Annotated in this window: 1 protein-coding gene; it reads right to left on the minus strand. The window is 45.5% G+C overall.

Annotated elements, in window-relative coordinates:
• A partial coding sequence (locus tag E0D98_RS26865; protein WP_131891709.1) for an LUD domain-containing protein occupies positions 1 to 255 on the minus strand: 255 nt, incomplete at both ends.

The raw sequence follows: 255 nt of genomic DNA on the forward strand, positions 1-255 counted from the left end.
CATACCCCAGATGTTCGTTTAACACTCTGCGGATTTGATGGCGATCTTTATGTATTGCCGGAACAACCACATGTGATGGCGGTTCGTGTGCAAGCTGAAGAATGTATTCCCCAAGGTCTGTTTCAATAACGGGTATCCCGGCTTTCTGAAGAACGGCGTTCATGCCAATTTCCTCAGTCACCATTGATTTGGATTTAACAACCTTCCTGGCGTTTTTTTCTTTCGCCACCTTCAGTATGTAACTGGTTGCATCCT

Source organism: Escherichia sp. KCJ4928 (assembly GCF_004352695.1).
GTDB lineage: Bacteria > Pseudomonadota > Gammaproteobacteria > Enterobacterales > Enterobacteriaceae > ECMA0423.